The sequence below is a fragment of the Nonomuraea sp. NPDC050680 genome (genome assembly GCF_040654555.1).
Classification (GTDB): Bacteria; Actinomycetota; Actinomycetes; order Streptosporangiales; family Streptosporangiaceae; genus Nonomuraea.
Genome location: NZ_JBFAIF010000021.1, coordinates 54,630 through 67,289 on the forward strand (window position 1 = coordinate 54,630; position 12,660 = coordinate 67,289).

Annotated in this window: 11 protein-coding genes; 10 read left to right on the forward strand and 1 reads right to left on the reverse strand. The window is 70.1% G+C overall.

Annotated features, from left to right (window positions below; all coding sequences use genetic code 11):
- The first annotated feature begins 37 nt into the window (after positions 1–37).
- The 8 genes from AB0H88_RS42275 (at position 38) to AB0H88_RS42310 (ending at position 9,013) form a co-directional block, all read left to right on the forward strand.
- The gene (locus AB0H88_RS42275) at positions 38–1,228 is read left to right on the forward strand and encodes a M20 family metallopeptidase (RefSeq protein ID WP_357654247.1); all 1,191 of its coding nucleotides are present in this window, start codon (positions 38–40) and stop codon (positions 1,226–1,228) included.
- 15 nt (positions 1,229–1,243) lie between these two features.
- On the forward strand, positions 1,244–2,206 hold the full coding sequence (locus AB0H88_RS42280; RefSeq protein ID WP_357654248.1) for a zinc-binding alcohol dehydrogenase family protein: 963 nt from the start codon (positions 1,244–1,246) through the stop codon (positions 2,204–2,206).
- Between the two features lie 149 nt (positions 2,207–2,355).
- Complete coding sequence (locus AB0H88_RS42285; RefSeq protein WP_357654249.1) at positions 2,356–4,179, forward strand: ABC transporter substrate-binding protein; 1,824 nt, start codon at positions 2,356–2,358, stop codon at positions 4,177–4,179.
- A 3-nt stretch (positions 4,180–4,182) separates the two neighbouring features.
- On the forward strand, positions 4,183–5,190 hold the full coding sequence (locus AB0H88_RS42290; RefSeq protein ID WP_357654251.1) for an ABC transporter permease: 1,008 nt from the start codon (positions 4,183–4,185) through the stop codon (positions 5,188–5,190).
- Positions 5,187–6,092, forward strand: coding sequence for an ABC transporter permease (locus AB0H88_RS42295; RefSeq protein ID WP_357654253.1), 906 nt, complete (start codon positions 5,187–5,189; stop codon positions 6,090–6,092). Before AB0H88_RS42290 ends, AB0H88_RS42295 begins: the two co-directional genes overlap by 4 nt.
- Before the next feature lie 2 nt (positions 6,093–6,094).
- Positions 6,095–7,084, forward strand: coding sequence for an ABC transporter ATP-binding protein (locus tag AB0H88_RS42300; RefSeq protein ID WP_357654255.1), 990 nt, complete (start codon positions 6,095–6,097; stop codon positions 7,082–7,084).
- Complete coding sequence (locus AB0H88_RS42305; RefSeq protein ID WP_357654256.1) at positions 7,081–8,091, forward strand: ABC transporter ATP-binding protein; 1,011 nt, start codon at positions 7,081–7,083, stop codon at positions 8,089–8,091. The genes AB0H88_RS42300 and AB0H88_RS42305 overlap by 4 nt, the downstream gene beginning before the upstream one ends.
- 4 nt (positions 8,092–8,095) lie before the next feature.
- Positions 8,096–9,013, forward strand: a complete 918-nt coding sequence (locus AB0H88_RS42310) for a GNAT family N-acetyltransferase (protein WP_357654258.1) — start codon at positions 8,096–8,098, stop codon at positions 9,011–9,013.
- An 89-nt stretch (positions 9,014–9,102) separates the two neighbouring features.
- Here the strand turns inward: AB0H88_RS42310 and AB0H88_RS42315 are convergent, their stop codons facing one another.
- Entirely contained in the window at positions 9,103–10,212 is a 1,110-nt protein-coding gene (locus AB0H88_RS42315; RefSeq protein ID WP_357654260.1) for a DUF1343 domain-containing protein, read from the reverse strand.
- Between the two features lie 57 nt (positions 10,213–10,269).
- Here AB0H88_RS42315 and murQ point away from each other — a divergent pair, with 57 nt between their 5' ends.
- Complete coding sequence (gene murQ, locus AB0H88_RS42320) at positions 10,270–11,169, forward strand: N-acetylmuramic acid 6-phosphate etherase (protein ID WP_357654262.1); 900 nt, start codon at positions 10,270–10,272, stop codon at positions 11,167–11,169.
- A gap of 109 nt (positions 11,170–11,278) precedes the next feature.
- On the forward strand, positions 11,279–12,331 hold the full coding sequence (locus AB0H88_RS42325) for a serine hydrolase domain-containing protein (RefSeq protein WP_357654264.1): 1,053 nt from the start codon (positions 11,279–11,281) through the stop codon (positions 12,329–12,331).
- Positions 12,332–12,660 lie beyond the last annotated feature (329 nt).

The window sequence follows — 12,660 nt, forward strand, 5'->3', positions numbered from 1 at the left end:
TATCGACTTCCCGACCAGCACATGAAGAATGTTGTTCATGTCGTTCACCGAATCCGCGCGCGACCTGCGGGACGAGCTCGTCCGGCTGCGTCGGTCACTGCACACCACTCCTGAGATCGGCCTCGCGCTGCCGCGTACCCAGGAGAAGGTCCTGACGGCGCTCGACGGGCTGCCCCTGGAGATCACCACCGGGAAGACGCTCAGCTCGATCACCGCCGTGCTCAGGGGCGGCCGGCCGGGTCCCGCGGTGCTGTTGCGCGGCGACATGGACGCGCTGCCGGTCACCGAGCGCAACGATCTGCCCTACCGCTCGCAGATCGACGGGCAGATGCACGCGTGCGGCCACGACCTGCACACCGCCATGCTCGCCGGGGCCGCGCACCTGCTCAGCGCGCGGCGGGCGGAGCTGGCCGGGGACGTCATCTTCATGTTCCAGCCGGGCGAGGAGGGCCACGAGGGCGCCAAGCACATGATCAAGGAGGGTGTGCTGGACGCGGCGGGCGCGCGGCCGATCGCCGCGTACGGGATGCACGTCGTCTCGTCGATGCTGCCGCCGGGCCTGTTCGCCTCCCGGCCCGGGCCGCTCATGGCCGCGGCCGACGTGTTCGAGGTGACGGTGAAGGGGCGCGGCGGGCACGGCTCCAGCCCGCACCGCGCGCTCGACCCCATTCAGGCGGGCTGCGAGATGGTGACGTCGCTGCAGGCGATGGTGACCAGGACGTTCGACGTGTTCGACCCCGTCGTGGTCACGGTCGGGTCCTTCCACGGAGGCACGACCGACAACGTGATCCCCGATGAGGCGCGCTTCGAGGCGACGGTGCGCACGTTCTCGCCGGGCAACCGGGAGCTGGTGAAGCGGCGACTGGTGGAGGTGGTCGAAGGCGTCGCGGCCGCCCACGGCCTGTCGGTCGAGGCGTCGTTCGGCATGGGCTACCCGGTCACCGTGAACGATCCCACCGAGGCGGATTTCGTCTCCAGGACCGCCGAGGAGCTGTTCGGGCCCGGGCGCTACTTCGTCTCGCCGCAGCCGGTGATGGGCTCGGAGGACTTCTCGTACGTGCTGCAGGCCGTCCCCGGGGCATTCGTCTTCCTGGGGGCGTGCCCGCCCGACCGCGATCCGGCCACCGCGCCGTACAACCACTCCCCCGAGGCGCGGTTCGACGACTCCGTGCTGCCGGACGGCGCCGCCCTGTACGCCTCGCTGGCGCTGTCCCGGCTGGCGTCCTGAGCTGAAGGGGGCCCGATGAAGGCATGGATTCCGGATCCGGACCGGCTGCTGGTCATGGCGGACAAGCCCATGCCGGAGCCGGGCGTCGGAGAGGTGCTGGTCCAGGTCGAGGCGTGCGGTGTCTGCCGGACCGACCTGCACCTCGTCGAAGGTGACCTGCCGCCCCGCCACCCCGCGATCTCGCCCGGCCACCAGGTGGTCGGGCGCGTGGTCGGCGGGGACGGGGACGTGGGGCAGCGGGTGGGGGTCGCGTGGCTGCGGTGGACCTGTGGGGCCTGCCGGTACTGCCTGGACGGTAAAGAAAATCTTTGCCTTTCGTCGGCCTACACCGGGTGGGATGCCGACGGCGGTTACGCTGAGTATCTGACCGTGCCCGCCGCCTACGTCTACGCCCTGCCCGAAGGGGCGCCCGCCGAGAAGCTGGCGCCCCTGCTGTGCGCCGGGATCGTGGGCTATCGGGCGCTGCTCCGCTCCGACCTGCCGGAAGGCGGGCGGCTCGGGGTCTACGGGTTCGGCGCGTCCGCCCACCTGACCGCGCAGGCGGCGATCGCCCGAGGGGCCGTCGTCCACGTGGTCACCAGGTCCCGCGCCGCCCGGGAGCTGGCCCTGGAGCTGGGCGCCGCCTCCGCCGGAGACCGTCCGCCCGAGCCGCTGGACGCGGCCATCCTGTTCGCGCCCGTGGGCGATCTGGTGCCCGTGGCGCTGGCGGCGCTCGACCGGGGCGGCACGCTCGCCGTGGCCGGGATCCACCTCACCGACATCCCCCCGCTGAACTACGAGCGCCACCTCTTCCAGGAGAGAACACTACGGAGCGTGACCGCCAACACCCGGGCCGACGGACGGGCCTATCTGGACCTGGCATTCGGGCGTCCGCCGCACGTGACGACGACGCCCTATCCCTTTGACAGGGCGGCCTCCGGGCTCCGCGATCTTGCAGACGGGCAGGTCAACGGGGCTGCGGTGCTTATGCTGGCCTAATGGCGCCGAGCGCCATCGACATGGGGCATGAAGGAAAGTTACATTAGCCTCACAACACCTGGAGATTATTGACGTGACCTGTGCGTGACCGTAGGGTCCGGCTAATCCCACGCGATCCTCAACAGGTCCGACACTCCCCGGAGCGGTACATGAAGCGACTAGCGGCGGTAGTAGCGTTGCTGGGCCTGGCCACTGCCACAGCGTGCAGCAGTGGCTCCACCAACAAGTCCAGCTCGGGCGGCGGTGGCGGGCTCTTCACCACGATCGACGTCAACAGGCCGGGCCTCGATGCCTCGGCCCCGGCCAACCCATACAACCCCAAGGGCAACTCGTTCTCGGGCTTCAACGCGATGAGAATCGCGTGGGTCAAGAACCACCTGACGGACCCGAACCAGGCTCTGCCCGGCATCGCGGCGAGCTGGGAGATCGCGCCGGACAACTCCGCGATCACGCTGAAGCTCCAGCCGAACGCCAAGTGGTCCGACGGCAAGCCGGTCACCGCCGAGGACGTCAAGATGTCCATCGGCATCGCCTACACGCAGGGGAGCACGGCCTTCTCGGTCACCCCGGGCGCGGCGGGCGCCGCCGCGGAGGTCACGGTCGTCGACAACCAGACCTTGAAGATCACGCAGGACATGGCCAGCCCCAGTCCGAAGTTCGCCCGCGGCGTGCTCGACACGGCCGTCCTGCCCGCCCACGTGTGGAGCAGCGTCCTTCCCGCGGACTTCTGGGACAAGCTGAAAGCCGCCCGTGGCGACGGCGCGGAGGCGGAGAAGGCCCGCGCGGAGATCACCGCCCTGGGCCAGAAGGTGATCGCCTTCGCCCCGCCCAAGGACGTCTCCGCCGGTCCGTTCGTGCTGGAGCGGGTCAATCCCGGAGAAGCCCTGCTGGTCAAGAACAAGAACTTCTTCAACGCCGCCAACGTGGCCCCGTCGCAGGTGAAGTTGCTCAACTACACCGGCAACGAGCAGATCTGGAACTACCTCACCGCCGGCAAGCTCGATCAGTCCGGGTTCGTCGCCGCTCCCACGGACGTGATGAACCGGATCAAGCAGGGCCCGGGCAACGAGGTCATCAAGGGCTACTCGCCGGTCGCCGTGGGCATGGCCTTCAACCAGTCCAAGAAGCCCTACGACAACGTGCACGTGCGCAGGGGCCTGGCCTACCTCATCGACCGCGACCAGGTCACCAAGGTCGCCTCGCCCGAGGGCGGCACCCCGGCCGTCACCACCAGCGGCATCCACCAGAAGGCCGCGCAGGCCTGGATCCCCGACACGCTTCCGAAGCTCGACCCGTACAAGCCCGACGCGGCGAAGGCCGAAGCGGAGTTCAAGTCGGCCGGGCTGACGAAGAAGGACGGCAAGTGGACGCTGGCCGACGGCAAGCCGTGGAAGGTGTCCATGCACGCGCCGGCCGGCTTCTCCGACTGGCTGTCGGCGCAGGAGAACATCAAGAGCCAGCTGGTCAAGGCCGGCATCGACGCGGAGATCCAGACCAGCCCCGACTTCCCCGTCTACCTTGAGGAGCTGGCGGCGGGCAAGTACGACGTGGGCTTCTGGCTCATGGCGCTCGGCCCGGCGCCGTACGACATCTTCCAGCGGCTCTACGGCGCCTCCAACGGCTGGACCAACGTCGCGGGCAAGATCGAGCACTCCCCGGCGGGCAAGAACGGCAACTGGATGGGCGGCCCCGAGCAGATCGAGGTCGACGGCGCAAAGATCGACCCGGGTGAGCTGACCGGCAAGCTGAACTCGGCCAACGAGGAGGCGGCCAAGCCGATCATGGCGCAGCTGGCGACGGCGGCCAACCAGGACCTGCCGGTCATCCAGCTCTGGGACTACGTCAACAACCAGTTCGTCAACAACAGCCGATTCACCGGCTGGCCCCACGACGACGAGATCCTTCGTCTCGGCACCGGCGTGCTCGCGTCCGGTGTGTGGATCCAGCTCGGCATGGTCAAGTCGAAGCAGTAACTTATGACACTTATCGCACGACGACTCGCGGGCCACCTGGCCCGCGGTTTCGTCATGATCCTCGTTGTGGCGACGATCAGCTTCTTCATCATCAACAACATCCCGGGCGACCCCATAGCGGCCCAGTACGAGAAGCTGCTCCAGGGCGGCATGGCTCCGGAGGCGGCCACGCAGACCGTCAAGGTGCTGTACGGGTTCCAGCCGACGGGCTCGCTGTGGCAGCAGTACACCGACTACATCGGCGGGCTGCTCCACTTCGACCTCGGTACCTCGGTCAGCCGTCCGGGACAGCCCGTGCTCGGCGTGCTCGGCGAGGCGGCCAAGTGGACCATCCTGCCGGTGCTGGGGGGCACGCTGCTCAGCTTCCTCGTCGGCGTCATCCTCGGCGTCTACGCGGCCATCAAGCGCAAGAGCAAGCTGGGCGACGCCCTGGCCATCTCCGGCTCGCTGCTGCACGGCATTCCGCAGTATGTGCTGGCTATGCTGCTCGTGGTCATCTTCGCCACGCTCATCCCCATCCTGCCCGCCGACGGGCCGGTGGACATCATGTTCGAGCCGGGCTTCAACGCCGGCTACCTCGGCTCACTGGCCGAGCACGCGGTGCTGCCGATCGCCACCTACGCGCTGTCGGCCTACGGCGGCTGGGTGCTGGCGATGAAGTCGAGCGTGGTCACCGTGCTCGGCGACGACTTCATCCTGGCCGCCGAGCTGCGCGGCATGAAGCGCTCGATCATCTTCCGCTACATCGCGCGCAACGCGATCCTGCCGCTGTTCACGATCCTCGCCCTGTCCCTCGGGCTGCTCCTCGGCGGCGCGGTGTTCATCGAGAAGATCTTCAACTATCCCGGCCTCGGGTGGCTGCTCATCGAGAGCATCAACACCCGGGACTACGCGCTGATGGGCGGGGCGTTCCTGCTGATCACCGCCGCCGTCATCGTGGCGAACATCGTGGCCGACCTGTTCTACACGGTGATCGACCCGCGGGTACGCAGCGGAGAGGACTCGACATGAGCACCGTGCTCATCCCTGAGACGGCGTCCGCCGCCGCGACCATGCGCCGTAACTTCTGGCTAGGCGTCTGGCGGGTGATGAAGCGCAAGCCGAGCCGGCTGGCCGGTGCGGTCATCGTCGCCGGCTTCGCGTTCATGGGCGCCTTCGGGCCGATGTTCTATCCGGACCAGCTGCCGGACGACTCCAACGCCATCACCCAGGCGCCGAGCTGGGCGCACTGGTTCGGCACCGATCCGCAGGGCAGGGACGTGCTCGCGCTGGTCATCACCGGCTCCCGCTACGTGCTGCTCAGCGCCGCGGTGACAGCGGTCATCACGGTGGTCTTCGGCACGACGCTCGGCCTGTTCTCCGGGTTCAAGCGGGGCCGCTGGGACAGCGTGCTCATGCGGATCACCGACATGAAGCTCACCATCCCCGCCTTGCCGCTGCTGCTGGTCCTGGCGATGGTCTGGAAGTTCGGCAGCCCGATCCAGATGGGCCTGGTGCTCGGCCTGCTCGGCTGGGGCGGGGTGGCGCGGGCCGTGCGCGCCCAGACGCTGTCCCTGCGCGAACGCGGCTTCATCGAGGCCGCGCGCGGGCTGGGCCTGTCCACGAGGCACATCATCAGCAAGGAACTGCTGCCCAGCATGGCTCCGTACATCGCGATGAACATGCTCATCGCGGTCACCGGCGCCGTCTACGCGCAGGTGGGCCTGTTCTTCCTGGGTGTGCTGCCGTACGAGGCGAACAACTGGGGCGTGATGCTCAACCTGGCCGTGTTCCAGGCGGGCGCCATGATCACGCCCAACGCCCTCGGTTATCTGCTGGGGCCGCTGCTGGCGATCCTGCTGCTCACCCTTGGCATCGTGCTCGTGGTCGACGCCATGGACGAGATCTTCAACCCCCGGCTGCGTGAGGAGTAGCAGTGGCGGACCAAGCGCCGGGAGTGCGCATCGACGGCCTCACGGTCGTCTACAAGACGCCGGCGGGCGAGTTGCCCGCCGTACGCGGCATCAGCCTGACCCTGGAGCCCGGCACGATCACCGGCATCGTCGGCGAATCCGGCTCCGGCAAGTCCACGCTGGCCCTGTCGCTGCTCAACGCGGTGCAGCCGCCGGGCAGGATCGCAGCGGGCAGCGTGGAGATCGACGGGCTCGGCGACGTGGTCGGGCTCGCGGGCGAGCAGCTGCGCAAGGCCAGGGGCGCCCACATCGGGTACGTCTTCCAGGCCGCCCAGAACTCGCTCAACCCGCTCAAGACCGTCGGCAAGCAGCTGCTCGATTTGGGCCGCTCGCACGGCGTCGAGGACCCGCGCGGCCTGGTCCGCGAGGCCAGGGAACTGCTGGGCCGGATGGGCCTCGACGGGGCCAGAGTGCTGGACTCGCACCAGCACGAGCTGTCCGGCGGTATGCGGCAGCGGGTCGGCATCATGCTGGCACTGGTGCTCAACGCGCACCTGGTGGTGCTGGACGAGCCGACGACCGCACTGGACATGATCACCCAGGCGAACATCCTGAAGATCGTCCGCGAGGTGCACGCCGAGCGCGGCCTGACCACCCTGGTGATCACGCACGACATCGGCGTGGTGGCCGAGGTGGCCGACCGGCTCGCGGTCATGTACGGCGGACGCCTGGTGGAGCAGGGGCCCACCAGGCAGGTGCTGGGCGCGCCCCGCCATCCCTACACCAGGGGCCTGATCAAGGCGATCCCCCGGCTGGTCGGCGACATCGACGAGGCCCAGGCGCTGCCGGGACGGCCGCCGACGCTGGTCACGGTGCCCAAGGAGGGCTGCGTGTTCAGGGAGCGCTGCCCGCAGCGGATGGACGTGTGCGACACCGTCGATCCCTCGGTGGTGGCGGACGGGGCGAGGATCGTGGCCTGCCACGCGGTGACGGTGAAGGAGCACGCTTCGTGATTACCGGGACGGGCATCACCAAGACGTACAAGCAGCGCGGCAACATGCTCGGCAAGCGGGAGGTCCCGGCGCTGCGCGGCGTGGACTTCGCGATCGCCAAGGGCGGGTCCGCGTCGTTCATCGGCGAGTCGGGCTGCGGCAAGACCACGCTCGGGCGCATCATCGCCGGGCTGGAGACCTACGACGCGGGCGAGATCGCGATCGACGGGACGCCCATGTCGCCGCTGAAGGTCAAGCAGCGGCAGCCGCACTTCCGCAAGATCCAGATGATCCACCAGGACCCCTACTCGGCGCTGAACCCGACCCGGACGATCTACCAGACCCTCCAGGCGCCGCTGGCGCTGCGGGCCGGGCAGACCGGCCGGCCCAAGAAGTGGATCGACGAGCGGGCCGCCGAGGTGCTGTCGCTGGTCGGCCTCGACCCAGGAACGGTCCTGTCGCGCTACCCGCACCAGCTCTCGGGCGGCATGCGGCAGCGCGTCGTGATCGCCCGCGCGCTGACCGTCGACCCCGAGATGCTCGTCGCCGATGAGGCGGTCTCGATGATCGACGTGTCGCTGCGGCTCGGCATCCTGGCGCTGCTGAAGGACCTGCGCGAGCGGCTGGGCGTCAGCGTGCTGTTCATCACGCACGACGTGGCCACCGCGCGCTACATCGGCGGTGACGGCGAGCTGTACGTGATCTACCGCGGCCAGGTCGTGGAGCGCGGGCCGGTGGACACGATCATCGCCGACCCGGTGCATCCGTACACGCAGTCGCTGCTGTCGGCCATCCCCGTGCTGCACGGGCTGGAGCGGCCCGGTGAGGAGCCGGTGGTGCCGCTGGAGTCGTTCACCGAGGCCCAGTCCGAGAGTGGGTGCCTGTTCGCGGCCCGGTGCCCGTTCCGCGGTGACGGATGCACGGACGAGCGACCGCTGCTCCAGGTGACGGAGGGTGTTCCGCAGGAGCACGCCTGCTACTACCCGCAGCGGCGCAGCGTCATCGCCCGCCCGATGAGCGAGGTGTGACCCCGTGGCCCACGTCGGCGACACCGTGACGCCTGTCCGGGAGGCGAGCGGCTCCGAGGAGCTGCGGGACGCCGCGGAGGTGGCGCGGGCGGCGCTCACGCTGGACTCGGGCGAGGGTCCCGCCCTCGTCGACCGGTTGGCGAACCCGCCCGCCGGTCGGCGCTGGACCGCCCTGGTGATCGATGGCGGGGTCGTCATGGCCTCCGTGTCGGCCAAGGATCCGGCCATCGGACATATCGACCTGCTGGCCGTACACCCCGAGGTGCGGGGCCGGGGACACGGCCGGGAGCTGGTCCGCGCGGCCGAGGAGTGGCTGCGGTCGGCGGGAGCGAGGCAGGCGCGCTTCGCCGGGAACCCGCCCTGCTACGCCTGGCCGGGCATCGACGTGCGCTACACCGCGGCCGCGTGCCTGGCGGAGAGTCTCGGCTACGAGCGCTATCACGTGGCCTGGAACATGACCGCCGACCTCGGCGCGGACCTGTCCGTCGAAGAGGAGCCGGCACGGCTGGCCGAGGCCGGAGTGAGCGTGCACGCGGCCGCGACGGACCGGGATCTCGCGACGGACCGGAAGCGTGCGGACCGCGAGCGGGTTGTCGCGTTCGTGCGTGAGCACTGGAACGAGAACTGGGCCTGGGAGGCCGCCAACGCCGCCGGGCTGCACTACGCCGAGCGCGACGGCCGGATCCTGGGGTTCGCCGCCTGGGGGGCGCGGCCCGCCTGGTTCGGGCCTATGGGGACGGCGCCCGAGGCGCGCGGGCTCGGCGTGGGCGGCGTGCTGCTGCGCCGCTGCCTGGCCGAGATGCGCGCCGCCGGACTGTCCAGCGCGCAGATCGGCTGGGTCGGGCCGCTGCGGTTCTACTCGCGCGCCGTGGGCGCGCGAGCCGAACGCGTCTTCTGGCTCTACCGACGCGATCTGGCGTGATGTCACACGCCGGTACGGATTCCGCCACCTCCGGTGCGCCGCTTCGCGCGGCCACCGTAGGTGCTCACCCCGTGACCTGTGGTGCGCCGCTAATAGAGGAGCCGTCCTTCGGGATGGACGGGGTCGGGGCAGAGGGCACGTGGGTCCTGCCCGGCGTCCAGGCACCTCGTGAGCGTGTCGGAGCCCCACAGGTGGTCCATGAACAGCTCGGGCCCCCACCAGGCCAGCTCGCCCGCGTACAGCGTGCGGGCCACGTGCAGCATCGACAGACCGGTCAGCACCGGCCGGTACGCCTCCCGGTCGTGCACGTGCAGCTGGACCCCGTGCACGGTCGTGCCCGCGTGCTTGTGGAAGGTCGGCGTGAACCAGGTCTCCCTGAAGCGCACCCCGGGCAGTCCGAGCGCGTTGAGCGCGGGCACGAACCGGTCATCGACGTACGGGGCGCCGACCAGCTCGAACGGCCGGGTGGTGCCGCGTCCCTCGGAGAAGTTCGTGCCCTCGAACAGCCCGGTGGCCGGGTAGGCGTACGCGGTCTCGACGGTCGGCATGTTGACCGACGGCATCACCCACGGCAGCCCGGTCTCGGCGAACGTCATTCCGCGCCGCCACCCGTCCATGGTGACCACGCGCAGGTCCAGGTCGAAGCCGAACAGCGTGGCCAGCTCGCCCGCGGTCCTGCCGTGGCGTACCGGCAGCGGGAACCTGCCGACGAAGCTGGCGAACTGCGGATCGAGCGGCGGTCCCTCCTCGACGGTCCCGCCGAGCGGGTTGGGCCGGTCCAGCACCACGAACCGCAGGCCCAGCCGGCTCGCCGCGGCCATCAGGTCGTACATGGTCCAGATGTAGGTGTAGAAGCGGGTGCCCACGTCGGCGATGTCGAACACCAGTGTGTCGACCCCGGAGCCGGCCACCACCTCCTCCAGTGCCGCGCCGGAGACCTTGTGCGTGTTGAAGACGGGCAGGCCGGTTCTGGGGTCGATCGTGTCGGACTCGCTGCCGTTCGCCTGGGCGGTGCCCCGCATGCCGTGCTCCGGGCCGAACAGCGCCGTCAGCGGCACTCCGGCCGCGCTGAGGGCGTCCGTCGTGGGGGTCAGATCAGGCAGGACGCCCGTGGGGTTGGTGATCAGGCCGAGCCGGGCGCCGCCGGCCAGGGTGGGATCCGTGGCCAGCCGTTCAGCGCCAGTGCGTACGTACGTCATGAACCCATTGTCTGAAAGATATTTACAAGAGAGAAGTAGAGGGTGGAAATTAGCGTCATGATTGATCCGCTCCCCGAGCTGCCCACCGAACAGAGCGATCCCCGCTACAGCCAGATCGACCGGCTGCCGACAGAGCAGGTCGCCCGGCTGATGAACCAGGCCGACGCCGCCGTGCCCGCCGCGGTCGCCGTCGCGATCCCGGTCATCTCCGCCGCCATCGACGCGATCGCCGCGCGCATGGCCGAGGGCGGGCGGCTGCTGTACGTCGGCGCCGGTACGTCGGGGCGGCTGGCCGTGCTCGACGCCTCCGAGTGCCCACCGACGTTCGGCACCGATCCGTCGCTCGTCCAGGGCATCATCGCGGGCGGACCGGACGCGCTCACCCGTTCCGTCGAGGGCGCGGAGGACGACGCCGCCGCGGGCGCCGCCTCGCTCGCGGAGCTGGAGGTGGGCCCGCTCGACTCGGTGGTGGGCGTGTCGGCCAGCGGACGGGCCCCTTTCGTGCTCGGCGCGCTGGCGGAGGCGGCCCGGCGGGACGCGCTGACCGTCAGCCTTTCGTGCAACGACGGCGCGCCCTTGTCGGCCGCCGCTGAACACGCGATCGAGGTGGTGGTGGGTCCCGAGGTGGTGACCGGCTCCACCCGGCTCAAGGCGGGCACGGCTCAGAAGCTGGTGCTCAACATGATCTCCACCATCTCCATGGTCCGGCTCGGCCGTACGTACGGCAACAAGATGATCGAGATGTCGGCGATGAACAGCAAGCTGGCGGACCGGGCGCTCCGCATGGTGCGCGACATCACCGGTGCCGACCACGACACGGCGGGCAAGGCGCTGGACGCGGCGGGCGGACAGGCGAAGATAGCGGTGCTGATGATCCGGCACGGGCTGGACGCCGGCGGGGCCCGCGCCCTGCTGGAATCGCACGGCGAGCGACTCAGCGACGCGCTGAGCAGCTGACCGGCTGAGCGGTTCATGACCGCGCTGACGGGGCGGCGCCCGCGCTGACCGGAACCGCTCGTGGGCGCGGTGAACCCACGAGCTGGTGGACTTACGGGGAGGCTGAACGATGTCCGATCGGCTGGACGCGATCCTGGCGGACGGGGTGCCGCGCGTGTGCTCGGCGGCGGTGGCGATCATCTCCGTGGACGGCTCGGTGGCGGCCTCGGCCGTCGCCGGGGAGCTCGTCCGCTATGCCGACCTCGAGCACACCCTGACCGCCGACCGGCCGGCGGCGGCCCGCGACTCGGTCTTCGACCTGGCCTCCATCAGCAAGCTGTTCACCACGACCGTGGTGCTGTCGCTGGCCGAGGAGGGCCGCCTGGACCTCGACGAGCCGGTGACGGCCTGGCTGCCGGGCGCCGATCCTCGGGTCACCCTGCGGCGCCTGCTCACGCACACGGCCGGTCTCCAACCCACCCGCCGCATCGACCTCGAACTGCCCGACGCCGATCCGGCCGCGCGCATGGCGGCGATGGTCGGGACCCCGGTCACCGGCCCGGTCGGCGGGCCGTACCTGTACACGGACGTGGGCATGGTCATGGTGGGCCGCATCGCCGAACTGGCGGGCGGCGCGCCGCTGGACGCGCTGGTCGGCGAACGGGTCACCGGCGTGCTCGGCCTGAGCGACACCGGCTACCGCCCGGGCCCGGCGACGCTTCCGCGGATCGCCGCCACCGAGTGGAAGCCCGAGCGCCAGGGACCTGGCTGTGTGCGCGGCGAGGTGCACGACGAGACCGCCTACGGCCTGGGCGGCGTGGCGGGGCACGCGGGCGTGTTCGCGACGGCCGACGACCTGCTGGCGTTCGGCGAGACACTGCGGCTGGGCGGCGGCCCGCTGCTGCGCCCGGAGACCGTGGCCGAGATGGTCCGCGACCAGGGAGCGGAGGGCGCCGCGTTCCGGCACGGGCTCGGCGTACGGATCGGCGACCCGGCCATCGTGGGCCCGCTGCGCGCCGCCTTCGGCCATTCCGGGTTCACCGGCACCTCACTGGTCGTCGACCCGGTTCGCGGGTTGACCGTGGTGCTGCTGACGAACGCCGTACACCCGGTGCGAGGCCGCGACGGCATCCGCGGCCTGCGCCACGCGGTCGCCGAGGAGGCGCTGCGACTCGCGGGCTGAAGTGCTCATGCGGTCGTCGGCGACGAACCTGCCAGTCACGAATGGTGACTGCCGTACTAGTGAATCTCGTGTCGGGCGATCTCGAGCGCTGTCCACTCGTCCAACGAGAGCTCATAGACAGAAGAAAGCGCCTCCAGACTTTGCCGCAGTCCTACCATCCGGCGATCACCGGCGGCGGGTGGTGTGGGCGGAGATGTCCGCAAAGAACGGCACATCGTCCGCCTGTGCGTCAAGGACGTGAGGGCGTGAAATGAGGTGCCCCGGAGTGTCCTGGACAATTGATCAAGCGTGGTTTCCTCCCCACTGCATCAGCCCGCACACGTCCCCCG

Bases quoted from the DNA above. Each gene is read 5' to 3' on its own strand.
- AB0H88_RS42325 (WP_357654264.1), top strand. From the start codon at position 11,279: ATGTCCGATCGGCTGGACGCGATCCTGGCGGACGGGGTGCCGCGCGTG.
- AB0H88_RS42285 (WP_357654249.1), top strand. From the start codon at position 2,356: ATGAAGCGACTAGCGGCGGTAGTAGCGTTGCTGGGCCTGGCCACTGCC.
- murQ (WP_357654262.1), top strand. From the start codon at position 10,270: ATGATTGATCCGCTCCCCGAGCTGCCCACCGAACAGAGCGATCCCCGC.
- AB0H88_RS42295 (WP_357654253.1), top strand. From the start codon at position 5,187: ATGAGCACCGTGCTCATCCCTGAGACGGCGTCCGCCGCCGCGACCATG.
- AB0H88_RS42315 (WP_357654260.1), bottom strand. From the start codon at position 10,212: ATGACGTACGTACGCACTGGCGCTGAACGGCTGGCCACGGATCCCACC.
- AB0H88_RS42275 (WP_357654247.1), top strand. From the start codon at position 38: ATGTCGTTCACCGAATCCGCGCGCGACCTGCGGGACGAGCTCGTCCGG.
- AB0H88_RS42280 (WP_357654248.1), top strand. From the start codon at position 1,244: ATGAAGGCATGGATTCCGGATCCGGACCGGCTGCTGGTCATGGCGGAC.
- AB0H88_RS42290 (WP_357654251.1), top strand. From the start codon at position 4,183: ATGACACTTATCGCACGACGACTCGCGGGCCACCTGGCCCGCGGTTTC.